Below are 22,402 nucleotides of genomic sequence, written 5' to 3'. Positions count from 1 at the left end.
TGTAGGCGCGGTTGACGGCGATGTCGACGGCGCAGTCGGCGAGCATGCCCTGGATCAGCTGGAAGTCGGCGATGGGGGAGCCGAACTGGCGGCGGTCGACCGCCCAGTCGCGGGCGAGCTCCAGCGCCCGTTCCGCCGCACCGATCGTGCGCGCGGCGATCATCAGCCGCTCCTCGGTGAACCAGGAGCGGGTGATGTCGTAGCCGGTGCCCACCTCCCCGAGCACGGCGTCCGCGGGCAGGCGGACATCGGTGAAGGTGAACTCGGGGTGCTCGTAGACGAAGGTGTGCATCCAGCGGGGCACCCTGGTCATCTCGATGCCCGGGGTGTCCTTGTCGACGAGGAACAGGGTCGGCGCCCGCTCCTCCCCGGCGGCCGCGAGCACGATCATGAAGTCCGCGTGGTCGCCGACGGTGACGAACCACTTCTCGCCGTTCAGCACCCAGCCGCCGCCCTGCGTACGCGTCGCGGTGGTCCGCAGGCTCTGCGGGTCGGAGCCGGCCTCGGGCTCGCTCACCGCGTAGCAGTCGCGGCGCTGCCCCCGGATCACCGGGACGAGGTACCGCTCGCGCTGCTCCGGCGTGCAGAAGGACAGCGCGTTGGCCGGACGCCACACCATGTCCCACAGGGCGCCGGTGAGCCGTCCGAGCTCGGCCTGGACGGTGACCTGCTCCAGGATGCTCAGGCCGGCGCCGCTCCACTCCGCGGGCATGTTGACGGCCTGGAGGCCGCTGTCGAGGACGGCGTCGCGGATCTCGGTGTGGGCCTGCGGGGGCAGGCCGTTGTTCTCCTCGCAGTCGAGCTCGTACTTCATGATGAACCCGGTGAGGGCGCGCGCCGAGTCGCGGAGCTCTTCCTGACGGGCGGTGAGGCGGAAGTCCATGGTGTGTTCGTCCTCGTGGTCGCGATGGTGATCGTGGTGTGGTCGTGGTGACGGGGGCCGCAGGCGGTGGCGCGGGCGGGGTGGTGCAGGGTCCGTCAGGAGCGGCCGGGCAGCGCGAGTGCCCCCGTACCCCGCTTGACGAGCTCGTTGGCGATGATCAGGCGCTGGATCTCGGAGGTGCCCTCCCAGATCCGGTCGACGCGCAGCTCCCGGTACATCCGCTCGACGGGGTACGAACGGTCGTAGCCGCGGCCTCCGAAGATCTGGACGCACCGGTCGATGACCCGCCCCGCGGCCTCGCTCGCGGCGAGCTTCGCCGTCGACGCCTTGGCGTGCAGGGTCTTGGGGTCGGTGTGCGGCTGGTCGGCCTCCCAGGCGACCTGGTGGGTGTAGGCGCGGTTGACGGCGATGTCGACGGCGCAGTCGGCGAGCATGCCCTGGATCAGCTGGAAGTCGGCGATGGGGGAGCCGAACTGGCGGCGGCCGACCGCCCAGTCGCGGGCCAGTTCCAGGGCCCGCTCCGCCGCCCCGACGGTCCGGGCGGCGATCATCAGACGCTCGTCCGTGAACCACTCCTTCGTCAGCTCGTAGCCGTTGCCGACCCCGCCGAGCACGTCCTCGTCGGCGACGAAGACATCGGTGAAGGTGAACTCGGGGTGCCCGTTCACCGCGGAGTGCATGAACCGGGGGACCCGCGTCATCTCGACGCCCGGCGCCTGCTTGTCCACGAAGAAGAGGGTCGCGGCCCGCTCCGGGCCCGCATCGGCCTGCACCAGCAGGAAGTCGGCGATGTCACCGCAGGTCACGAACCACTTCTCACCGTTGAGCAGCCAGCCGCCCCCGGTGCGGGTCGCCGTGCTCGTGCACGAGCCGGGGTCCGATCCCGCCCCGGGTTCGGTGACCGCGAACGCGTCGAACCGCTCGCCCCGGATGACGGGCAGGAGGTACTTCTCGCGCTGCGCCTCGGTGCCGTGGGCGAGGACGTTCGCGGGCCGCCAGGGGATGTCCCAGAGGCAGTTGGTGACCTTGCCGAACTCCTCCTCGACGATGACCTGGTCCAGCAGGGACAGGCCGGCGCCGCCCCAGGCGGCGGGCATGTTGATCGCGTAGACGCCGGCGTCCATGGCGGCGCGGGTCAGTTCGCGGACCGTCTCGGCGGGCAGCGGGCCGCCCGCCTCCTCGGACTGGTCCTCGTACCCCATCAGGAGCTGTGCGTAGGCGGCGGCGCGGGCCTTGAGGGCGGCCTGCTCGGGCGTGTAGCGGAAGTCCATGACGTTCTCCAGGCCTAAGGGGCTTGATCTTTGCGAGGGTTGAGGATGGGGAGGGGCGTACCGGGTCAGCCCAGGACGGCCCGTGCGTCCAGTGCCAGGGCGCCGTCCGGGCGGACCAGCAGCGGGTTGACCTCCAGCTCGGCGATCTCCGGATGCGCGGCGGCCAGCGTCGTGATGCGTTCGATCACGGCGGCCGCGGCGGCGACGTCGACGGCGGGCCGGCCGCGGACACCCGCGAGCAGGGCGGCGCTCCGCAGCCCCCGCAGCAACTCCTCGGCCCGCCGCGCCGGTACGGGCGCCAGCGCGAAGGCCACGTCGCGCAGGGTCTCGGTGAGGACCCCGCCGAGACCGACCATGGCCACCGGTCCGAAGCGGGGGTCGTGGTTCACGCCCACGATCAGCTCGACGCCGTCCGAGAGGTCCGCCATCGCCTCGACCGAGTACGAGCCGGCGCCGAGCCGGGCACGCATGTCCCGGTAGGCGGCGAGGAGCGCGTCCCGGTCGTCCAGGCGCAGCGCCACGCCACCCGCGTCGGACTTGTGCAGGAGGTGCAGGGCCTTCAGCACGTACGGTCCCTCGAACTCCGCGGCCGCGGCCCGTACTCCGGCCTCGTCGGTGACCTCACGGGCAGCCGGGAACGGCACGCCTGCGGCACCGAGCAGCCCGCGCACCTGGTGGTAGCCCGGGTCCCGCAGCGGCGCGGCGGCGGGGGGCAGCGAGGGCAGCGCGGGCAGCGTCCGCGGGGTCGGCGGGGTCGGCGCGGAGCCCGAGGCCCGACCGGTCATCGCCGTCAGCGCGCGGGCGGCGTCCTCGGTGGCGGCGAACACCGGTATCCCGGCCCAGGCCAGCACCCGGCAGCTCGGCGATTCGGGGTACATCGACTGCACCACCAGGGGCTTCGGCGACTCCGCGAAGTGGGTGACGATCTTCTCGGCAGCCCGCATCTCGCCCTCCGCGAGCACGGAGCCGCCCGCCTGGCCGCCGCCCAGACCCCCGTCGGACGCGGCGTACCCGCCGAAGTAGCCCGTCATCAGGACCGCGTCGACCTCCTCGGCGGCGAGCAGGTGCCCGACCGCGTCGGCGTACGAGAGGGGCTCCTGCTCGCCCATCCCCGCCAGGTCGACCGGATTGCCGACCGCGGACTGCGGCCACAGCACGGTCCGCAGCCCCGCCTGGGTCGCCTCGGCGAGCTCCGGCACTTCGAGCCCGGCGTCCTCGGCGGCGTCGGCCGCGATGGCCCCGTGGCCGCCGCCGTCGGTGAAGACGGCGGTCCGGCGGCCTCCCGTACGAGGTCCGGGCCGGCTGCTCACGGCGGCCAGTACGACGGTCATCTCCCGGGGGGTGCGCACGAGTTCCACCCCCGCGTCGCGGCAGGCGGCGGCCACGACGTCGGCCGAGGTGGTGAGCGCTCCGGTGTGCGACCGGGCGCTGCGGGCGGAGGCGGAGCCGCGCCCGGCAGTGAGCAGGACCACCGGTTTGCCCGCCGCGGCGGCGGCCGCGGCGAAGGCCCTGCCGTCGCCGAAGTCCTCGGCGTACACGGCGATCGCGGTGGTGGCCTCGTGGCGGGCGCAGTCCTCGACGAGGTCGACGAGGGTGACGTCGGCCTGGTTGCCGAGGGAGACGAACCGGGAGAAGCCCAGGCCGTGCGGAGCGCCGCGCAGCTGCAGTTCGAGGGCGAGGTTGCCGCTCTGGCTCAGCAGGGCGGTGCCGCCGGGCGCGAAACGGTCCGAGGCGAGGTACAGCTCGGTCGTGTTGTCGGCGATGCCAAGGCAGTTGGGGCCCACGAGCACGGCTCCGGCCTCCCGGACCCGGGCGACGACCGCGCGCTGGCGGGCCGCTCCCGCCGGGCCGGCCTCGGCGAAGCCGGCGGTGATGCCGACGATCGCCTTCGCCCCGCAGGCCAGGGCGTCCTCCACGGCCGCCTCGAAGCCACTGCCGGGGACGGAGATCACCACCAGCTCGACGGGTTCGCCGATCGCGGCGAGGGACGGGGCCGCCGGTCTGCCGAGTACGGTGCCGCCGCGCCGGTTCACCAGGTGCACCGGGCGCCGGCCATCGGCGCGCAGCGCCTGGGAAGCCACCGCGTGGCCGTACTTCGCCGGGTCGTCGCTGGCGCCGACCACGGCGACCGAGCGCGGGTCGAAGAGGGCAGTCAGATCGCGTCCCATGTCACTTCTCCACTCGGAGGGCGGAGTTGGGGCAGCTCGCGGCGCAGGCGTGCGCCGCTTCCTCGGCGCCGGGCGCCACGGCGACGGCGATGACCTTCGCGTAGCCCCACTCGTCGAGTTCGACCAGGTGGGGTGCGTGTTCCTGGCACAGTCCGTAGCCCTGGCAGCGGGTGGAGTCCAGCAGGAGTTTCACGGGGGTTCCTTTCAGCACGGGCAAGCGGGGTACGAGGCGTCGTCCATGGCCGCGTCGTCCACGGCTGCGTCGTCTACGGCCGCGTCGGCGACCTCCGGTACGGACACGGCGAGGCGACCTCCGTGGCCACGGCCGGGCAGGGCGGCGGTGCAGTGTGGACAGGGCCCCCGCAGGTGGGACCGGACGGGTCCGGGGAAGGCGGTCAGCAGGCTGCCGGCGATGCCGGCGGCGGCGTCGAGCAGGCCGCACGCGCCGCGCCCGCGCAGCCCCAGCGACCACCGCTCCAACTGGGCGGGGGTGCCGGGCGGGGCGGTGCCCGCGGCGAGGGCGTACACGGCGTCGCGGACCGCCGAGGTGCCCGAAACGCAGACCCCGCACTGCCGCGCGTTCTCCGCGGCGAGGTGGCCCACGGCGTCCGCGGCGGTGCTCACGGGGCAGGCTCCGGAGGCGAGGAAGCGGATCGCTCCGCAGCCCAGTGCCGTGCCCGCCGCGGCGAGCGCGTCCGGTTCGAGGGGGAGGTCCAGGGCGCGGGCGTCGACGAGTCCGCCGAACAAGCCGCCCATCAGGGCCCCGGCCGGGTCGGGGACGCCGAGCTCGGCGGCCAGCGTGCGCAGGGGGACTCCGTAGCGGACTTCGGTGAGGAGGGGGGCCACGAGGCTCCCGCCGGACAGCGTCACCAGGGTGGAGCGGGCGATCGACTGCCGCAGGCCGGGGTGGGCGGCGGTGAGGGCGATGCGGGCGAGCGTCTCGACGTTGGACACCAGGGTCGGTGCGCCGCCGACCCCGCGCTCGAAGGGGCGGGGCGGTTTGGCGGTGGGCAGGGCCGGGCCGCCGTCGATCCGGCGGACGACCGCGGTCTCCTCCCCGGCCACGTAGGTGTGGGCGGTCTCGACGACCTCGACGGGCAGGCGCGGCTCCCGTTCGGCGAGGGCCCGGCGGACGCGGTCGGCGGCCACCGGGTCCGACAGGTAGACGTAGCCGCGTACGGCGCCGGTGACCGCGGCGGCGTGTGCGAGGCCGTCGAGGACCAGATGGGGTCTGGCGCGCAGCAGCCAGCGGTCCTTGACCGAGCCGGGCTCGCCCTCTTCGCCGTTCGCCACCACCACCGGGGCGCCGCCGCGCTCGCGGACGGCACGCAGCTTGACGGCGGCCGGGAAGCCGGCCCCGCCGCGCCCGCGCAGACCGGATGCGGCGAGGTGGCGCAGCAGCTCGTCCGGGCCGGTGGCGTCGGCGTAGCCACCGGTGGCGAGGTAGGCCTCGGCGTCCTCCGCCGCGCCCGGGGCGGCTCCGAGCACGGAGCCCGGTGACCGCCCCGCAGGGAATCGGATCGTGGTCATCTGCTGCTTCCTGTCCTGGAGTTGGCGCGGAGGGTTCGTACGGCGCCCTCGAGTGCGGCGCGGTCCCCGGCGGTTCGGGCGTATCCCGTTCCGGGGAGGCCGATGAGCATGCGGTGGTGGTCGAGGACCACCTCGCCGGCGAGCAGGGCGGCCGGGCCGGCGTCCTGCCCGGCGCCGCCGGCGCCGCCGGCGACGGCGGTGACCAGCGCGGTGACCTCGGCCAGGTACCGCAGCCAGTCGCGCCGGCTGCCCCGTAGGACCAGGCGCTCCAGGCGGCGCCGCTCCGAGGCCACCAGCTCCGGGGGCGGTTCGGGATCCAGGGGGTGCGTGGGACGGGTGGGCCCGGTGGGCTCGGTGGGGCGGGTAGGCCCAGTGAGCCCGTTGGCCGCGCTGGGCCCCGTACGCCCATTACGCCCCGTGCGCCCCGGATGGTGTGAGGAGGCGCGAAGGGCGGCGACCGCAGCGGGCAGTTCCCGCTCCGGTTCGGGGGTGAGCCCGAGCCAGTCCAGACGCCGACGACCGCTCATGCGTGCCTCCGGGAGGGGTGGGGTGCCGTGAGCGACCGGGCCGGTGACGGGGAGCCGGGGGCGGGGTGGGGATGCCCGGGGTTCACCGCGGGGACGCCGATGGCGTGCGGCAAGAAGGGATGGAGTGGGGTGCGGGTCCGGGCGGGTGCCCGGGCGGCGGGGCTGCATTCGGCCAGACAAATGGCCCAGAAGAGGATGAACACCGGTGCAGCGACGAGAATTACGCTAGCTGACCGATCGGTCAGCGTACAAGTCTTGACCCAGCGGAAATCAGCCAGCAATCTGGCTGTCCAATCGGTCAGCAAGGCCTCGGCGTCGCCCCGGCCCGCTGCCCACCGCTGTGTCGTCTCGACGTCCACCGCCGAGACCGACCGCCGCACCGCCGGTACGGAGGAGTCACCCGATGCACTCCAGAGCCCCCGAAAAGCCCCCGGCCGACCAGTCGGTCCCGCCCGACGGGCAGGCCCCGCCCGACCAGCCGGTCCCGGACGTCCAGCCGGTCCCGGACGTCCAGCCGGTCCCGGACGTGCCCGGGCCCGCCCTGTCGGCCCGCTACTACACCGATCCCGCCACGGCCGCCGAGGAGATGAGCCAGGTCTTCGCGAAGGCCTGGCAGCTCGTCTGCCACGAGTCCGACCTGCCGAACCCGGGAGCCCGGCTCGCCGCCACCGTCGCGGGCCGCGAGGTCCTTGTCGTCCGCACCGAGGACGGCGGCCTCGCCGCCCACCTCAACGTGTGCCGCCACCGCGGAACGCGCCTGGTCACGGCCCCCAAACCGGAGGGGAAAGCGATCCGCTGCCCCTACCACGGCTGGACCTACCGCCTCGACGGAACCCTGGTCGGAGCCCCGGAAGCGCGCCAGATCCCCTGCCTCGACAAGCCCGCGCTGGGCCTGTTCCCGGCCCGCGTCGAATCCTTCCTCGGCTTCGTGTTCGTCAACCTCGACCTCGACGCGGTTCCCCTGGCCCAGCAGTGCGCCGGGCTCGCCGAGGCCGTGGGCCACTACGCCGGGGCCGGCCTGGTCCCGGTCGGCCGCGCCCGGATCCACGACCTGGCCGGATCCGAGGTGCAGGAGGCCAACTGGAAGGTGACGGTCGACAATTACCTGGAGGGCTACCACGTGCCGGTGGCCCACCCCGGCCTGATGCGGCTGCTCGACTACCAGGCGTACAGCTGCGAGATCGAGGAGTCCTACGCACTGTTCGCCTCGCCCCTGCGGGACAAGCCGTCCTCGAACTGGGCCGAGCGCCTCTACCAGCGCATCGCCGCCCCCATGCCCGGCCTCGCCGAAGCCGACCGGCGGGTCTGGCGGTACGCGGTCATCTACCCGAACACCCTGATCGACTTCTACCCCGACCACGTCCTGGCCTGGACGGCGATCCCGACGGCGGTGGACCGGGTGGCCGTCCCCGGAGCGTTCTACACCCGGCGCGGTACGAGCCTGCGCACCCGCCTCGCCCGCCGCCTGAACATCCACATCGGCTGGATCACCAACGACGAGGACGTCGAGCTGGTCGCCCGGGTGCAGAAGGGGCTCTCCACCCCCGGCTTCGAGCCCGGCCCGCTGTCCCGCCGCGAGTCGGCGGTCGCCTGGTTCGCGGGCCGCATCCGAGCGGACCTGGCCGCCGGCGCCTCTCCCGCCGGCGCCTCTCCCGCCGGCGCCTCTCCCGCAGGCACCGCTCCCGGCACCGATCCCGACGCGGCCGCCACCGAGCGCTGAACCACCCCTGAGGCACCTTCCGTTCACTCCACGCCCCAAGGCCCCCTACGGAGAGGACCCCGCATGTCCCCCGAGGCACACCCCCTGTCCAGACGCTCCCTCCTCCGCGCCGGCACCGCCGCCGCGTTCGGCCTCGCCGCAGCCGGCTGCGGATTCGCGTCCGAGGACGACCCGGCCGGCAAGGCGGCCGGGGAGACGCCGATCGACGTCAAGGTCGACGGCGACCTCGTCTACTTCAACTGGGCCGACTTCGTCGACCCGGCCGTCTTCGAAGGCTTCGAGAAGGAGTACGGCGTCAAGGTCGTCCAGTCGAACTTCGACTCGATGGAAGGCATGGCCGCCAAGCTCAACTCCGGGAACCAGTACGACATCATCTTCCCCACCGCGAAATGGTCCCAGCGCCTCGCCGCCGGCGGCAGGCTCCGGTCGATCGACCACACCCGGCTGAAGAACGCCGAGGCCGTGTTCGGCGGCTACGACTACTTCGCCGACCCCTGGTACGACCCCGGCTCCCGGCACACCGTGCCGTTCACCATGTACAAGACCGGCATCGGCTGGCGCCGCGACCGGCTCGGGGACCTGACCGGTTCCTGGGACGACCTGTGGAACGAGAAGGCCAAGGGCAAGGTCTTCGTGCTCGACGACCGCGACGAGGTGCTCGGCATGGGCGCGCTCAAGCTCGGTCTCGGCCTCACCACCGACGACCAGGACGACCTCGCGCGCGTCACCGACACCCTGCGCTCGCTCCGCCCCCGCCTGCGCGGCTTCTCCAGCGACAGCTACAACAACCTGCTCAACGGCAACGCCGACATGACCCAGGCCTGGAGCGGGGACATGGCCGCCATGCTCGCCCAGGCGGAGGATCCCGCCGTCTTCGGCTTCGAAGTCGCCCGCGAGGGCGCCCCCGTCAACTCCGACTGCTACGCCATCCCCGCCAACGCACAGCACCCCGGCACCGCGATGCTCTTCATCGACTACATGCTCCGCCCGGAAAACGTGAAGAAGAACATCGAGTACATCGGCTACCCCATGCCGGTCCGCGGCACCGAGGACACGTACGCCGCGCTCGTGGAGCCCTTCCCCCAGTGCCAGGTGACGGCGGCCGACCTCAAGGACGACCTCTACTTCCGCAACGGCACGGCGAAGGGCGAGCAGCACCGCGACGCCGCCTGGACCGATGTGAAGGCCGGCTGACATGCCACGACCTGACCCCCAGGATCCCCAGGATCCCCAGGATCCCCAGGATCCCCAGGATCCGCAGGGCCGATCCGGCCCGCCCCGTCCGCCGCGCGGGGGCCGGGCCCGGGCGGAGGCGAGGCTGTGGACCTGGTTCATGCTCCCCGGCACCCTGTGGATGACCGGCTTCCTCCTCGCCTCCCTGCTCCTGGTCGCGACCCTCGCCTTCGGCACCACCGACCCGCTCGGCAACCCGCGCTTCGGGCTCAACTTCGAGAACTTCGCCGCGCTCGCCGATCCGGCGTACCGCACCGTCCTGCTGCGCTCGATCGGCTACGCGCTGATCACCTGCCTCATCTGCCTGGCCGTGGCCTACCCCGTCGCCTACGCCATCGCCCTGCGCGGCGGCCGCTTCAAGAACCTGCTGATCGCCGCGATCGTCGTGCCGTTCTTCGCCAACTACCTGGTGCGGATGTACGGCTGGTCCGTCGTGCTCTCCGACGACGGACCGGCACTGAAGGCCCTGCGCGCGATCGGCCTCGCCGACGGCGACACCAAGATCCTCCAGACCGGCCCGGGGGTCGTCGCCGGACTCGTCTACGGCTTCGTCGTCTTCATGATCATCCCGCTGTACGCGGCCATGGAGCGCATGGACACCTCGCTCATCGAGGCCGGACGCGACCTCTACGGCGGCCCCTTGAGGACCTTCCTCTTCGTCACCGTGCCCGCCACCCGCCAGGGCGCGGCCGCCGGCTGCGTCCTCGTCTTCCTGCCCGCCATGGGCGACTTCGTCAGCGCACAGCTCATGGGAGGCCCCGACCAGATCATGATCGGCAACCTGATCCAGGACAAGTTCTTCCAGGGCCAGAACTGGCCGCTCGGCTCGGCCCTGACCATCCTGCTGATGGGGGTCCTGCTGCTCGGGATGCTGGGCTACCTGAGGCGCACCCGCAAGGACGAGGCGGAGGCGGTCCGATGACGACCCCGCGCCCCGTTCCCCGTACGACGCCGCCACCTCCTACGCCGCACGGTGCGAAGACCGTACGCACCGCCCTCCGCGCCGCCGGTGAGGCGAAGGGGAGGCCCGCCGCCCGGCCGCGCCGCCCCGGGAGACGGCGCCGCGGAGCCGACCGCCGGCCCCGGTTCGCCATCGCCGTCACCGCGGTCTTCTTCGCACTGCTCTACCTCCCCGTCGTCGTCGTCGTCCTGTTCTCCTTCAACGCGCAGAAGTCCCTCACCGTCTTCGAAGGGGCGAGCCTGCGCTGGTACGCCGCGTTCCTGCGCGACGACGCGCTCATCGACTCGCTCGGCATGAGCCTGCGGGTGTCCCTGGTCGCCATGGCCGCCTCGCTCGTCCTCGGAGTGGCCCTCGCCCTCGGACTGGTCCGCGGCCGCGGCCGGCTCGGCTCCTTCGCGGGCCTGGTCATGCTCGTACCGCTGATCACCCCGGAGATCGTCACCGGCGTCGCCGCGATGATGCTCTTCAAGGGCCTCGGCATCACCCTGTCCACCACCACCGTGATGCTCGCCGAGATCACCTTCTCCATCTCCTACGTCACGGTCATCCTGCGTTCCCGCATCGCCGCCCTCAACCCGGAGGTCGAGGAGGCGGCGATGGACCTCGGAGCCACCCGCCGACAGGCCCTGCGGCTGGTGACCCTGCCCGCGCTGCTCCCCGGCATCCTCGCGTCCGGGGTACTGATCTTCGCGCTGGTCTTCGACGACTTCGTCCTCGCCTACTTCACCACCGGCGTCGACCCGCAGCCGCTCTCCGTCCGCATCTACTCGGCGATCAGGTTCGGCGTCCAGCCCACCATCAACGCCGTCGGCACCCTGATGCTCGTCGGCTCCATCGCCCTCATCGCGTTCGCCCTCGCCATCCCGCGCCTCTTCGGCCGCCGTGGCGGCCTCGACCTCCTCCCGGGGAAGTGACACCCATGCAGCACCCGAACCCCGACCCGCCAGTGGACGCGCACCCCGCCGTCCGCCTCGACCGGGTCGCCAAGCAGTACCGCAACACGGACGCCTACGCCGTCCACGACGTCACCCTCGACATCGCCCCGGGCGAGTTCTTCTCCCTCCTCGGCCCGTCCGGCTGCGGCAAGACCACCCTGCTGCGCATGACCGGAGGCTTCATCGACCCCACGGAGGGCAGCGTCCTGCTCGACGGCGAGGACGTCACGGGGCTGCCGCCCAACAAGCGCAACGTCAACACCGTCTTCCAGAGCTACGCCCTCTTCGACCACCTCTCGCTCGCCGACAACGTGGCCTTCGGCCTCAAGCGCAGCGGCGTTCCCCGCGCCGAGATCCGCCAACGGGTCGGCGACATGCTGGACCTCGTACAGCTCGGGGAACTGGCCGGCCGCAAACCGCCCACGCTCTCCGGCGGCCAGCGCCAGCGCGTCGCCCTCGCCCGCGCCCTGGTCAACCGGCCCCAAGTCCTGCTCCTGGACGAGCCGCTGGCCGCCCTCGACCTGAAACTGCGCCGCAGGATGCAGGTCGAGCTCAAGCAGATCCAGCGGGAAGTCGGCATCACCTTCGTCTTCGTCACCCACGACCAGGACGAGGCCCTGACCATGTCGGACCGCCTCGCCGTCATGAACGAGGGCCGCATCGAGCAGTGCGGCACCCCGGAGGACGTGTACGAACGCCCCACGAGCAGCTTCGTCGCCTCCTTCATGGGCACCTCCAACCTGGTCCCGGGGACCTACCGCTCCGGCCGCGTCCTCCTCGACCAGGGTCCCGCCCTGCCCGTCGGTCCCCGGTCCGGCGTCCCCGACGGCAGCCGGGTCAGCCTCTCGATCCGCCCCGAGAAGATCTGGCTCTCCGGCTTCGAACCGGGCATGGCCCAGGTCAGCGGAGTCGTACGGGAGACCGTCTACTCCGGCCCGACCACCACCTACCTCATCGAACTGGCCCCGGGCGTCACCGTGTCCGTCCTGGAGCAGAACACCGTCCGCTCCCGCATGGAGGACCGCTGGAGCGGCGGAGAGCGGGTCGAGATCGGCTGGAACCCCGAACACTGCCTGGTCCTCGACTGACGGGTCCCCAATGGTTCCGGCCCCCCGCAACCCACCCCCCCGCCCCCGCTGCCGTCCGGCTCCGGCACCGACACGGACACCGACCGAAGGAAGCACACCCATGAACCACGACGTCATCGTGCTCGGCGCCGGACTGGCAGGTCTCGCCGCCGCGCGCGACCTGGCCGCGGGCGGGGCCGACGTCCTCGTCGTCGAGGCCCGCGACCGCGTCGGCGGACGCGTCGAGCAGACCACCCTCCCCGACGGCCGGCTGGTCCAGCTCGGCGGGGAAGTGGTGGGCCGGGCCCACACCGCCTACACCGCCCTGGCCGCGGAACTGGGCCTCACCCTGGTTCCCAGCTACGTCGCCGAGCCCGGCGCCCTCGTCCGCGCCACCCCCGAAGGAGTCAGTGCCACGGACCCGCCCCACTGGTTCGGCCCCGGCGACGACGCCTGCCACGCCAAGGTCACCGCCGCCTTCACGGGGCTCGCGGCCACCGTCGACCCGGCCGACCCCTGGTCCCATCCCGAAGCCGTGCACCTCGACCGGCTGTCCGTCGGTGACTGGCTCCGCGCCCAGGGCGCCACCCCGGCCGTCGTACGCCTGTGGGAGATCGGCCAACTCGCCCTCGCCGACGGCTCCTGCGAACGGACCTCCCTGCTCGCTGCCCTCCGCAAACACGCCGCCGTACCCGGCACCGGCCACTACGAGTACGACGCGTGGGAGGGCCTGCGCGTGGCCGAGGGCTCGGCGACCGTGGCCCTGCGCATGGCCGAGTCCCTCGGCGGCCGGATCCGTACGGGCTCACCGGTCGAGGAGATCGCGGTACGGCGGCCCGGCCGCAGCTCCGTACGCCTGGCCGGCGGCGAAACCCTCACCGCCGCCGCCGTGGTCAGCGCCCTCCCGGCCGGCCCGCTCCGCGCGGTCGCCGTCACCGGGGTGTCCGACGAGCGGCTCTCCTCCCTGCACCGCCAACGCCACGCCCTCGCCGCCAAGTTCACCGCCGCGTACACCAGACCCTTCTGGCGCGACCGGGGCCTCAGCGGCCTCTCCGAAAGCGAAGGCGTCCTCGGCAGCACCTGGTCGCAGAGCGAGGGCATCCTCTCCGCCCTCGTCCCGCCCGAACGCTACGGAGTCCTCCTCGGCATGCCCGCCCCCCTGCGCACCGCCGAACTGCTGGCCGACATCGCGCGCCTCTACGGCGACGAGGCGCACCGGCCGCTCGCCACGTTCACCCGCATGTGGGGCACCGACCCGTGGACCCAGGGGTACGTCACCCAGTGGACACCCGGAGACGTCATGGCCGTCGGCCCCCGGCACGGCACCCACGAACCCCCCTTCTACGTCTGCGGATCCGACCAGTGGGTGGCCGGCTACATGGAAGGCGCCGTCCGCACCGGACGCGCCGCCGCCGAGGAGGCGTTGCGCCGTGGCTGACACCCCGCACGACCTTGTGGAACCCCCGCACGACCTCGTCGGGCCGCCCCTGCGCAACCACATCGGGGGAGTGGACCAGCCGGCCGCCTCGGGCGCGACCATGGCCCTCACCGATCCCGCCACCGGTCGCGTGCACCGCCACGCCCCCCGCTCGGGCCCCGCCGACACGGACGCGGCCTGCTTCGCCGCGGCGGCCGCGTACGGGCACTGGTCCACCACCACGCCGGCGGAGCGGCAGCGCGCCCTCCTCGGCATCGCCGATGCCGTCGAGGCGCACGCGGAGGCCTTCACCGCCGCCGAGACCGGGGACACCGGCAAGCCCGCCGGGCAGTTCCGGGACGACGAACTGCCCGGGATCGCCGACACCTTCCGCTACTTCGCCGGAGCCGCCCGGAACCTCCCCGGTGCCGCCGCGGCCGAGTACACCGAGGGCCGCACCTCCCTGCTGCGCCGCGAACCGGTCGGGGTCTGCGCCCAGATCACCCCCTGGAACTACCCGCTGATGATGGCCGCGTGGAAGATCGCTCCGGCCATCGCCGCCGGAAACACCACCGTGCTCAAGCCCGCCGACACCACCCCCTCCTCGTCCGTGCTCCTGGCCCGGATCGCCGCGCAGCACCTGCCGCCGGGCGTGCTCAACGTCGTCTGCGGAGACCGCGACACCGGCCGCGCCCTCACCGCCCATCCGGCGGTCGCCCTGATCGCCGTCACCGGCAGCGTCCGGGCCGGACAGGAGATCGCGGCGGCCGCCGCGGCCGGCCTCAAACGGGTCCACCTGGAACTCGGCGGGAACGCGCCCGTCATCGTCCACGAGGACGTGGACGTGAAGGCCACCGCCGCCGCCCTCGCCGAGGTCGCCTACTACAACGCCGGCCAGGACTGCACCGCGCCCACCCGGTTCCTGGTCCACCGCCGGATCCACGACGCGTTCCTCAATGCCTTCGCCGCCGAGGCGGCCGGGCTCCGCGCGGGCGCCGACTTCGGCCCCCTCAACAACACCACCCAACTGGCCTCCGTGCAGGGACTGCTGGACCGCCTGCCGTCCCACGCCGCGATCGTCACCGGCGGCAGCCGGCTCCCGCGCCCCGGCTTCTTCCACGAACCCACCGTGGTCGCGGGCGTCCGCCAGGACGACGAGATCGTGCAGGAGGAGATCTTCGGACCCGTCGTGACGGTCCAGTCCTTCGCGGACGAGGCCGAGGCCCTGCACCTCGCCAACGGAGTCCGCTTCGGCCTGGCCGCGAGCGTGTGGACCACCGACCACGACCACGCGATGCACGCCACCCGCGTCCTGCACACCGGCATCGTCTGGGTGAACACCCACGGCACCACGGTCTCCGAGATGCCCCACGGCGGAGTCAAGCACTCCGGCTACGGCAGCGACCTCTCCCTGTCCGGCCTCCTGGACTACACCCAGGTCAAGCACGTCATGCTGTGAGCGGGGCCGCCAGGGACGGGTAGTCCAGGACCAGGCCGTCGTCGTCGAAGCCGACGTCCGCGCGGAAGCCGTCGGACTCGTAGCGCACGCGTGCGCCGTGCTCGGTGCGCGCGAGAGGCGTGTACGTCTGCCGGTTCGCGCTGACGGCGAGGTCCGGGACCGAGACCCAGGCCATGAGGAAGTGGTGCGGTCCGGTTCCGGGCCGCCGGTGCAGGCCGTGGCGGAGCACGGGCATGGTGTTGGTCAGCGGGCAGAGGCCCAGGTCGCAGTCGAGGGCGCCGTCGAGATCGGGGCGGTACGCGCCGTCCACCGTCCAGCGTCCGCGGTCGCCCCGCAGGTCCAGCTCCCGGGCCGACGCCGCCGTCTCGACCGTCACGTGGAGGCGCGAGGTCACGTAGCCGTCGACGGTTTCGAGGGTGTACGCCAGCCAGTACGGCTCGGGGTCCAGACCGACGGAGCGCCCGCGCGCGGTCAAGGCGCCCTGGGTGAGGTCGACCCAGGCGGTCGAGTAACCCGAGCCGGGGAAGACCTCCCAGGTGCGCACGAGGCGCCGGGATCCGCTCATGCGGTCACCGTACCGGCTGCTCAGGCCCCGTCGGCGGAAGCGGGGTCGTCCAGGGCCAGGAGCGTCAGCGGTACGTTGCCGCGCACGGCCTGAGAGTAGGGGCAGACCGCGTCCGCCCGGTGCAGCAGCGGCTGGAGGTCCGCCGCCCGCCACCCGGGCAGGCTGACGGTGAGGGCCACCGCGAGGCCGTAGCCGGCGGGCGTGTCCGTGGTGCCGAGCTGCACTTCGCACGCCACGCGCGCGGCGGAGGCGTCCGCCCCGAACTCGGCGGCGACCTCCGCGAGCGCGGAGGTGAAGCAGGCGGCGAAACCGGCCGCGAACAGCTGCTCGGGGTTGGTGGTGCCCGGGACCTTCTTGCGCGGCGGGGCCAGCCGGACGTCCAGGCGCCCGTCGTCGGTGCGGACGGATCCGGTACGGCCCCCGGCGGCGTGCGCGGTCGTCCGGTACAGGCTGCGGGTGAGTGGCACGGTCATGGCGTACGGCCCATCTTGCTCGACGAGGACGCTGCCCGGGTGCGGACAGCGGAAGGCGCCGCTCGTGCGGCACCTCGCGCGTCGTCGTGCGTAACCGGGTACGGCGCATCTCGTCCGGGGCCTCGGGTCTCGCGTCGGCCGCCGGACAATCTAGCAACGCGGACGGTCCTGCGGGGAGCCGCCCGCGGTGACCCTCCTCACCCGGGGCCGGCCACTTCGCGATCCGCGGACGCGGGCCGGTACCGGCTCCTGTACACCCCCGGAGGCATGCCCTCCCACCGGTTGAAGGCGCGGACCAGGGCCGTCGCGCCGCTCAGGCCGACGAGCGGCGCTATCCGGTCCAGCGGCAGGTCGGTGGTCTCCAGCAGCCGCCCGGCCCGGCCGTGGCGGGAGGTGTCGAGGAGCGCGCGCCACGACGTGCCCTCCGCGTGCAGGGCCCTGCGCAGGGTCCGGACACTGAGGCTGAGCTCCGACGCGGGCCCCTCGATGCCCGCGTCCGCGAGCGCGGCGCCCTCCAGCCACTGCCGTACCCGCTCGGCGACGGGCACCGCCGCCGACAGCCGGTGCAGGAGCCGGTCGGCGTACGCCCGGTGCAGGGCGTTGAGCGCCGGGTCGTAGAGGGGGCGGCGCCGGTCGAGGTCCTCGCCGGCGACCGTGATCGCGGTCTCCGGGGCGTCGAAGGCGACGGGGCAGCCGAGGACGTGGGCGTAGGGCTCCGCCGAGCCCCTGCGGGGGTGGGCGAACGACACGGCCACGGGCGCCCAGCCGTCGCCGGCGATCCAGCGGCCCGCCCGCACCATGCTGCTGACGATCGCCTCCACCCGCTGGGGGTGCATGGCCGCCGGGTCGGCGGCCGGCCGGAAGCAGACCCGGCCGACGCCGCCCTGGCGGTGCAGGGTCACCCTGCCCGACCGGCTCACCAGGGGGTGGTAGCGCTCGGCCGCCCGTGCGGCGTCCGCGAGGCTGGCGCAGGTGAGGACGAGGTGGCCCAGGATGTGCAGGCCCTCGGGCCTGATGCGGTCGCCCACGAGGAGCCCGGTGTGCGGGCCGGCGCCCACGGCGCCGAGCACTTCGTCCCACAGCGCGCGCACCTCGCCGAAGTCCGGCCCCTCCGTGGGCGAGGCCCGGGGAGCCGGATCGCCGGCGCCCTCCGCCGTGGCGCTGAGAGCGGCGAGGGCGTAGCACGCGGTGACGAAGGGCGGCTCGTTGGCTGACACGCCGGTCAGTCAATGCGCGTGCACCATCCCCGTCAACACCGCCTGCGGGACGAAGCCGGTGCCGGTCCGGAGAGTCAACGCCTTGGCCGCCGGGGTGAATGACGGCGCCGCGGGCAGCTCCTAAGGTCGGCCTTCGGCCCCGGTCCGCGCTCCTGTCATGCCCCCGCCCTGCCTGTGCGGTGCCCTTGCCGTGCTCTTGCCGTGCCCTTGCCGTGCCATGTCATGAACGCATCATGAAGGAGAAAGGGATGGGGATGAACCGACGAAGAGCCCTCGGGCGAAGCCGGTACCTGTTAACCGGCCTGGTCCTCGCGCTGGTCGCCCTGCTGCTCGGCCCCTCGACCGCCGGCGCGGCGGCGGGCCCGCAGTGGTGGGAGCCCGTGGCGCGCCCGGCACCCGACTCGCAGGTCAACGTCACGGGGGAGCCGTTCACCGGGACGGACGCCCAGGGCCGGGTCCGCGGATACGTCGACGGGCACGTGCACCTGATGTCCGACGAGGGCTTCGGAGGCCGCCTGGTCTGCGGAAAGGTCTTCTCTCCGGCGGGGGCGGCGGACGCCCTCAAGGACTGCCCCGAGCACTACCCCAACGGCGTCCTCGCCCTCTTCGACATGATCACCAAGGGCGGTGACGGGCGGCACGACCCGACCGGCTGGCCGACGTTCCGCGACTGGCCGGCCCACGACTCCGCCACCCACCAGCAGACGTACTACGCCTGGGTGGAGCGGGCCTGGCGGGGCGGCCAGCGGATCCTGGTGAACGACATGGTCACCAACGGCGTCATCTGCTCCCTCTACTTCTTCAAGGACCGCGGCTGCGACGAGATGACCGCGATCAGGCTCCAGATCCAGAAGACGTACGAACTCCAGGACCACGTCGACGCCATGTACGGCGGCGCCGGCAAGGGCTGGTTCCGGGTCGTCACCGAGCCCGACCAGGCCCGCAAGGTCATCCAGGAGGGCAAGCTCGCCGTCGTCCTCGGGGTGGAGACCTCCGAACCGTTCGGCTGCAAGCAGGTGCTGGACGGCGCCCGCTGCACCATGGCCGACATCGACCGCGGCCTCGACGAACTGCACCGGCTGGGCGTGCGCAGCATGTTCCTGTGTCACAAGTTCGACAACGCCCTGTGCGGCGTCCGGTTCGACTCGGGCACCCAGGGCATGGCCATCAACGTCGGCCAGTTCCTGTCGACGGGCACCTTCTGGAGCACGGAGCCCTGCCCCGGCGCCGAGCACGACAACCCGATCGGCTTCGGCCTGGCCGCCGCGGGCCACGGGTCGGGCCATGCGGAGGCGGGCGCCGCCGCTGCGACGGCCGGGGACACCGGCACCTCCGAGGCGCAGGCGCAGGCCCGGATCCGGGGCGCCCTGCCGGAAGGGGTCGAACTGCCGCAGTACGGAGCCCCCTTGCAGGCCGCTGCCGCACAGTGCAACCGCCGGGGCCTGACCGCGCTGGGCGAGTACGCGGTGCTGGGCATGACCAAGCGCAACATGATGCTGGAAATCGACCACATGAGCGTCAAGGCGGCCAACCAGGCGCTGCGCGTCCTCGAAACCGAACGCTACTCCGGCGTTCTGTCCACCCACGGCTGGATGGACGACAACTGGACCGAGCGGGTCTACCGCCTGGGCGGCTTCATCACGGGCCACATGTACGAGGCGCCCGCGTTCACCGCCGAGGCGCGCAGGCACGCCGCCCTGCGCGCCAAGTACGGTGCCGGGTACGGGATCGGCACCGACATGAACGGCTTCGCCTGGCTCCCCGGCCCCCGGGCCGCGGCCGGCAACCCCGTCCGCTACCCCTTCCGCAGCCCCAACGGCGGCTCGGTCCTCGACCGGCAGGTCACCGGCTCGCGCGTCTGGGACGTCAACACCGACGGCGGCGGCACCCACTACGGCCTCGTACCCGACTGGATCGAGGACATCCGGGTCACCGGCGGCCAGGACGTGGTGGACGAGCTCATGCGGGGAGCCGAGGGGTACCTGCGCACCTGGGAGGGAGCCGACGGCCACACCACCCCGTACGTACCGCTGGTCCGCGGCCACCGCCCCCACGCCGGGCACCTCGCCTCCTCACGCTCCCTGCCCGCCGGGTTCACCCACGAGGGGGTGTGGAAGGTGCTGCGGGACCCCGCGCCCGGCACGGTCCGGCTCTACGAGTGCAAGGTGGCGAACCACTCGCTGCTGACCCGCGACCCGGGATGCGAGGGCCAACAGCCCCTCGGTGCGATCGGATACGTGTACACCGGCGCGGTCCCGGGCTCGGTGCCCCTCTACCGGTGCTACGCACCCTCCGTGTTCGACCACTTCGTCTCCAACAGGGCCGACTGTGAAGGGCCTTACGTGAAGGAGGGCCTGCTCGGCCACGTCATGCCGGTAGCGGCCGCTCCGTAGCGACCGGCCCGTCAAACGGGGGGCAGGGCCTGTTCGGACCAGACGGTCTTGCCCCCCACCGTGTAGCGGCTGCCCCAGCGGTGCGAGAGCTGGGCGACGATGTACAGGCCGCGCCCGCCTTCCTCGTGGCTCCTCGCACGCCGCATCCTCGGCTGGGTGTTGCTGGAGTCCGAGACCTCGCACGTCAGGGTGTCCGCCCGGATCAGCCGGAGCCGGACCTCGCCGCCGGCGTGCCGAATGGAGTTGGTGACCAGCTCGCTGACGATGAGCTCCGTGCTGAAGGCGAGCTCGTCGAGGTCCCAGGCGGTCAGCTGCTCCAGGACGAGATGGCGCGCGTCGCCGACGACCGCCGGGTCGGCGGCGAGCACCCATGTCGCGACGGAGGCGTCGTCCACCACCCGGGTACGGGCCAGCAGGAGGGTGACGTCGTCCTTCAGCCGGCCCGGTGGCAACCCCTCCACGATGTCGTGCCGGGCCTCGCGCAGCGGCCGGCCCAGTACGTCCGCGCGCAGCAGGCGGTCCGCCAGGTCGCGCATTCCCTGGTCGATGTCCCCCGCTCCGCGTTCGATCAGGCCGTCGGTGTACAGGGCGAGGACGCTCCCCGGAGGCAGATCCCGTTCGACCGGCTCGAAGGGCCAGCCGCCGACCCCCAGGGGCGGCCCGGGGCTCAGCTCGACGTACTCCACGGTTCCGTCCGGGCCGACCACGGCCGGCGGCGGGTGCCCGGCGCTCGCCATGACGCACCTGCGGGTGACCGGGTCGTAGACGGCGTACAGGCAGGTGGCACCGGCCGGTCCGCCGCGCAGCGGCGTACCCGCCTCGCCGTCCTCCGAGTCGTCGCTCTCCGCCTCGGCGGCGACCTGCAGGACCATGTCGTCGACGTGCGCCAGCAGTTCCTCGGGCTCCAGTTCCAGGTCCGCCATCGCGCGTACGGCGCTGCGCAGGCGCCCCATCATGGCCGTGGCGTGCAGCCCGTGACCGGCGACGTCCCCGACCACCAGGGCGACCCGGGCCGACGACAGGGGGATGACGTCGAACCAGTCGCCGCCCACTCCGCTGTCCGCGTCGGCGGGAAGGTAGAGGCCGGCGGCCTCCAGCGCGGGCGTTTCCGAGGTGGCCGGCGGCAGGAGGCTGCGCTGCAGGCCCACGGCAGTGCGGCGCTCCTTGGTGTACCGCCGCGCGTTGTCCACGGCGACGGCCGCCCGGGCGGCGATCTCCTCCAGGAGCACCAGGTCGTCCTCGTCCAGCGGGCGAGCGTTCCCGGTGCGCCAGAGCGTGATCCTTCCGAACCCGATGCCCCGTACGGACAACGGCGCCGTCATCGCCGAATGCGCACCGGGTACGGCCGCGGCCCACTCCGGGGCGGCGTCGCTCAGGGGCGCGGTGGGGCGGGTTCCGAGGCCGGTGACCAGTTCTCCCCGGCACTCCCGCACCGCGGGTCCGCCGGCCTTGGGCACGCCCGCCTCGGGCACGCCGGCCTTGGGTACGCCCGGCTCGGGCACGCCCGCCGCGAGGGGAGCGGCGAAGCGGGCCGTACCCGTACGCAGCACGTCCGCGTCCGCTCCGGCGACGGCCATCCGGATGAGTGGCGGCGCGGGATGCCCGTCAGCGGCCGGCTCGCCGCCGGTCAGGACGGTCTCCGCGAGATCGACCGCGGCACAATCGGCGAACGCGGGCGCCAGGATCTTGACCAGGTCCTCGACGGTGCGCAGGACGGACAGCGAACCGCCCAGCGCGCCCGTAGCGCGGTACAGCAGGTCCAGGCGCCCGCGCGACCGCTCGTGGTCGGTGACGTCCGTGAAAACCGCCGCCACACCCATCGGACGTGCGTCGGGTTCCTGCAGCCGGAACGCCTGGATGGTCACGACCCGGCCGCCCCTCGAGTCGTCCAAGGTGCGCGCGGTCGCGTTGAAACCGATCAGGGGGCTTCCGCTGCGCAGCACCTCCCGCAGCCGGTCGTCGATGATCCGCGCGTCCTCGGCCCACAGGAAGTCGGCGAGGCGCCGGCCCTTCAGGTCGACGGGCACCCCGGTGTACGGCAACAGGTGCGTGTTCGTCCGGAGCAGGCGCAGGTCCGCGTCGAAGACGGCCAGGCCCACGCGGCCCTGCAGGAACAGTTCGTGCGTGAAGGCGTGGTCCTGCCGCCAGCGGGTGACGAGCTCCAGGGGTGCGCCGAGCACGAGGCAGCGGCCCTGGTCCCCCGGCGCGCCGTCGTTCAGCGGAACGACGCGGAAGCCGATCTCCACCTCGCCTCCCGCCCCGTGCCGCAGCACGGCCCTGCCCTCCCACCCGGCCCCTCTTCCGCCTCGCCCCTCTCGCCCCTCTCGCCCCTGAGCCAGAACCGCTGCCCAGCCGCTCGGGTCTGCCAGGAGCTCCCGTGCCGGCCGTCCGCACACGTCGGCGGACCGGCGCTCCAGGAGGGCTTCGGCGACAGGTGTCCAGGCGACGACGGTCCCGGCACCGTCCAGCAGTGCCGCGGCCGTGTTGGTGACAGCGAAGGGGTAATCCTGGTTGCCCTCAGTGGCGCGCATGCGTGCCCATCTCGTCCGCCGGTCCCGCTGTGCCCATGCTGGTCGAAGTCCG

18 protein-coding genes and 1 riboswitch are annotated in these 22,402 nt (G+C 73.2%); of the genes, 8 read left to right on the top strand and 10 right to left on the bottom strand.

The annotated features are described in order from the left end of the window. The 6 genes from ACFWBW_RS30285 to ACFWBW_RS30260 form a co-directional block, all read right to left on the bottom strand. Positions 1 to 883, bottom strand: an 883-nt coding sequence (locus ACFWBW_RS30285; RefSeq protein ID WP_385379055.1) for an acyl-CoA dehydrogenase family protein, incomplete at its 3' end; no start/stop codon positions are given. A 95-nt stretch (positions 884 to 978) separates the two neighbouring features. Beyond that, positions 979 to 2,154: an acyl-CoA dehydrogenase family protein gene (locus ACFWBW_RS30280; RefSeq protein WP_385379052.1), complete on the bottom strand. Its 1,176-nt coding sequence runs from the start codon at positions 2,152 to 2,154 to the stop codon at positions 979 to 981. 65 nt (positions 2,155 to 2,219) lie between these two features. Further along, positions 2,220 to 4,322, bottom strand: a complete 2,103-nt coding sequence (locus ACFWBW_RS30275) for an acetate--CoA ligase family protein (protein ID WP_385379050.1) — start codon at positions 4,320 to 4,322, stop codon at positions 2,220 to 2,222. 1 nt (position 4,323) lies between these two features. Then, positions 4,324 to 4,515, bottom strand: a complete 192-nt coding sequence (locus ACFWBW_RS30270; RefSeq protein WP_385379047.1) for a ferredoxin — start codon at positions 4,513 to 4,515, stop codon at positions 4,324 to 4,326. An 11-nt stretch (positions 4,516 to 4,526) separates the two neighbouring features. Then, the gene (locus tag ACFWBW_RS30265; RefSeq protein WP_385379044.1) at positions 4,527 to 5,852 is read right to left on the bottom strand and encodes an NADH-ubiquinone oxidoreductase-F iron-sulfur binding region domain-containing protein; all 1,326 of its coding nucleotides are present in this window, start codon (positions 5,850 to 5,852) and stop codon (positions 4,527 to 4,529) included. After that, positions 5,849 to 6,379, bottom strand: coding sequence for a hypothetical protein (locus ACFWBW_RS30260; protein ID WP_385379041.1), 531 nt, complete (start codon positions 6,377 to 6,379; stop codon positions 5,849 to 5,851). Before ACFWBW_RS30260 ends, ACFWBW_RS30265 begins: the two co-directional genes overlap by 4 nt. Before the next feature lie 403 nt (positions 6,380 to 6,782). Between ACFWBW_RS30260 and ACFWBW_RS30255 the strand changes: the two genes are divergently transcribed. The 7 genes from ACFWBW_RS30255 (at position 6,783) to ACFWBW_RS30225 (ending at position 15,171) form a co-directional block, all read left to right on the top strand. Then, the gene (locus tag ACFWBW_RS30255; RefSeq protein WP_385379038.1) at positions 6,783 to 8,099 is read left to right on the top strand and encodes an aromatic ring-hydroxylating dioxygenase subunit alpha; all 1,317 of its coding nucleotides are present in this window, start codon (positions 6,783 to 6,785) and stop codon (positions 8,097 to 8,099) included. Positions 8,100 to 8,162: 63 nt separating this feature from the next. Beyond that, positions 8,163 to 9,293, top strand: a complete 1,131-nt coding sequence (locus ACFWBW_RS30250) for a spermidine/putrescine ABC transporter substrate-binding protein (protein WP_385379035.1) — start codon at positions 8,163 to 8,165, stop codon at positions 9,291 to 9,293. A 139-nt stretch (positions 9,294 to 9,432) separates the two neighbouring features. Then, on the top strand, positions 9,433 to 10,254 hold the full coding sequence (locus tag ACFWBW_RS30245; protein WP_385379032.1) for an ABC transporter permease: 822 nt from the start codon (positions 9,433 to 9,435) through the stop codon (positions 10,252 to 10,254). Next, complete coding sequence (locus tag ACFWBW_RS30240) at positions 10,251 to 11,207, top strand: ABC transporter permease (protein ID WP_385379029.1); 957 nt, start codon at positions 10,251 to 10,253, stop codon at positions 11,205 to 11,207. Before ACFWBW_RS30245 ends, ACFWBW_RS30240 begins: the two co-directional genes overlap by 4 nt. A gap of 5 nt (positions 11,208 to 11,212) precedes the next feature. After that, the gene (locus ACFWBW_RS30235; RefSeq protein ID WP_385379026.1) at positions 11,213 to 12,316 is read left to right on the top strand and encodes an ABC transporter ATP-binding protein; all 1,104 of its coding nucleotides are present in this window, start codon (positions 11,213 to 11,215) and stop codon (positions 12,314 to 12,316) included. A 100-nt stretch (positions 12,317 to 12,416) separates the two neighbouring features. After that, positions 12,417 to 13,733: a flavin monoamine oxidase family protein gene (locus tag ACFWBW_RS30230; RefSeq protein WP_385379023.1), complete on the top strand. Its 1,317-nt coding sequence runs from the start codon at positions 12,417 to 12,419 to the stop codon at positions 13,731 to 13,733. Between the two features lie 100 nt (positions 13,734 to 13,833). Then, a complete protein-coding gene (locus ACFWBW_RS30225) occupies positions 13,834 to 15,171 on the top strand; it encodes an aldehyde dehydrogenase family protein (protein WP_385379064.1) in 1,338 nt (445 codons plus the stop codon). Here the strand turns inward: ACFWBW_RS30225 and ACFWBW_RS30220 are convergent. From ACFWBW_RS30220 to ACFWBW_RS30210, 3 genes are all read right to left on the bottom strand, one after another. Continuing rightward, positions 15,161 to 15,736 carry a putative glycolipid-binding domain-containing protein gene (locus ACFWBW_RS30220; protein WP_385379020.1) on the bottom strand — a complete coding sequence of 192 codons (576 nt, stop codon included), beginning with the start codon at positions 15,734 to 15,736 and terminating at the stop codon, positions 15,161 to 15,163. The genes ACFWBW_RS30225 and ACFWBW_RS30220 overlap by 11 nt on opposite strands. A gap of 20 nt (positions 15,737 to 15,756) precedes the next feature. Further along, on the bottom strand, positions 15,757 to 16,209 hold the full coding sequence (locus tag ACFWBW_RS30215; protein WP_385379017.1) for an Ohr family peroxiredoxin: 453 nt from the start codon (positions 16,207 to 16,209) through the stop codon (positions 15,757 to 15,759). 75 nt (positions 16,210 to 16,284) lie between these two features. Next, a riboswitch (guanidine-III (ykkC-III) riboswitch) is annotated at positions 16,285 to 16,348 on the bottom strand. Positions 16,349 to 16,406: 58 nt separating this feature from the next. Continuing rightward, the gene (locus ACFWBW_RS30210) at positions 16,407 to 17,426 is read right to left on the bottom strand and encodes an AraC family transcriptional regulator ligand-binding domain-containing protein (protein WP_385379014.1); all 1,020 of its coding nucleotides are present in this window, start codon (positions 17,424 to 17,426) and stop codon (positions 16,407 to 16,409) included. Positions 17,427 to 17,680: 254 nt separating this feature from the next. Between ACFWBW_RS30210 and ACFWBW_RS30205 the strand changes: the two genes are divergently transcribed. Beyond that, entirely contained in the window at positions 17,681 to 19,819 is a 2,139-nt protein-coding gene (locus ACFWBW_RS30205) for a hypothetical protein (RefSeq protein ID WP_385379011.1), read from the top strand. A gap of 11 nt (positions 19,820 to 19,830) precedes the next feature. On the opposite strand, the gene ACFWBW_RS30200 is transcribed toward ACFWBW_RS30205, so the two are convergent. Then, positions 19,831 to 22,350 carry a SpoIIE family protein phosphatase gene (locus tag ACFWBW_RS30200; RefSeq protein WP_385379008.1) on the bottom strand — a complete coding sequence of 840 codons (2,520 nt, stop codon included), beginning with the start codon at positions 22,348 to 22,350 and terminating at the stop codon, positions 19,831 to 19,833. Positions 22,351 to 22,402 lie beyond the last annotated feature (52 nt).

Source organism: Streptomyces sp. NPDC059957 (genome assembly GCF_042730015.1).
GTDB lineage: Bacteria > Actinomycetota > Actinomycetes > Streptomycetales > Streptomycetaceae > Streptomyces.
Note: the sequence above shows the minus strand (reverse complement) of the source record. Positions and strands in the feature narration are given on the sequence as shown.